Here is a 1,276-nt window from a genome sequence, read left to right as displayed (position 1 = left end):
TAAGCTTAATAATCGACCTAAAAAATGTCTGAACTACAAAACACCTTATGAAGCTTTTGAAGAGCTAACTGGGGTAGATATAAAAAATTTACTGGGTTATGCACTTATGACTTGAATTCAGGACGTGTAAAAGTAACAACTGGTCTTACATTGTCACCTTCAAAGAAGGTAATCTGCCGACAATATGGGAAGAAACACGAGAATTGCAAGTCTACCAGACAGAAAATCACCATCATGAAATGATTATGAGACCTGATGGAAACACAGAAGAACGTCATTATCGCTGGGTGACGGGCATGGACTATCATGGGTATCGCCTAAATTGGCTGGAATGCCAGGAAACTATTACCAAAAATAAGGGAAGCAAGGAGGTAGAAGAAGCGCAATGTACCTTTACCCATATCACCGACTTACCTATTGGTACAAGTAATATTATACTGACAAGTCGAACAGGGCGCTTGCGCTGGAAAATAGAAAACGAGGGGTTTAATACATTGAAAAATGGAGGCTATGAAATGGAACATAAATATTCACGGGTCAATTATCAGGCCAGTAAAAATTATTATCAACTGATGCAAATGGCTTACCTGATTAACCAGCTCATGGTGATAAGCATCCATTTTCAAGTGGATTATTTGAAAGGTAAAAATCATCAGACACTTAAAAGCCTGTGGCAAGATCTAGTCGCAGCAATGAAATGGGCTGAGTTAGACGAGGCGAGGTTACAGAGGATGAAAACTGAAAAGATTCAATTCCGTTATGTAACATGAGGCCAAAGAGCTTGCTCACTCTGTCATATGAGCGTTACCAGATACACGCATAGAAAGGAAAAATAAAATAGCATAGATAATCTAACAAAGCACGGCTGCTCCAAACTACTGATTTAAGGAGAGGGGAAAGTGTGCCTGGTGGAAACTGAGCATGACTAAAGGTAAAAAAATGCAAAATACGCTGAATCGCTGGACTAAAGGTAAAAAAATGCAAAATACGCTGAATCGCTGTATGATGACCTTGTATGTATTGATAATTATAAAGACCAGCATAAAAAAGAAAGAGAAGATTACTTTAGTTTTATAAATTTTCTTTCACCTAATGACTATCATTTTGAAGAGTTTGAAAAACAAGCCAAGAAAGAAGCTAGTTTAATTCGCCCTGAAATTCGTGCAGGTGAATTTTCAGATCCAGATTTTCGAGAACTTCTAGGGGCTGTTGCCGTTTCACATAGGTAACCATAAAAAAGCACAAGCAAGAGCCATAGAACCTTCAAAATTTCGTT

The 1,276-nt window shown here is 38.0% G+C and carries 2 protein-coding genes and 1 pseudogene; all 3 read left to right on the top strand.

All coding sequences use genetic code 11. The annotated features are described in order from the left end of the window. A pseudogene (locus BQ7314_RS16055) lies at nt 1–115 on the top strand (IS30 family transposase); the annotation flags it as partial. A gap of 130 nt (nt 116–245) precedes the next feature. Then, complete coding sequence (locus BQ7314_RS03165; RefSeq protein ID WP_174482263.1) at nt 246–770, top strand: hypothetical protein; 525 nt, start codon at nt 246–248, stop codon at nt 768–770. A 151-nt stretch (nt 771–921) separates the two neighbouring features. Next, entirely contained in the window at nt 922–1,077 is a 156-nt protein-coding gene (locus BQ7314_RS03160; protein WP_174482262.1) for a hypothetical protein, read from the top strand. Nucleotides 1,078–1,276 lie beyond the last annotated feature (199 nt).

The organism is methanotrophic endosymbiont of Bathymodiolus puteoserpentis (Logatchev), assembly GCF_900128525.1.
Lineage (GTDB): Bacteria > Pseudomonadota > Gammaproteobacteria > Methylococcales > Methylomonadaceae > Methyloprofundus.
The sequence above is the reverse complement of the archived record's forward strand: the minus strand, read 5'-3'. Positions and strand labels throughout refer to the sequence as shown.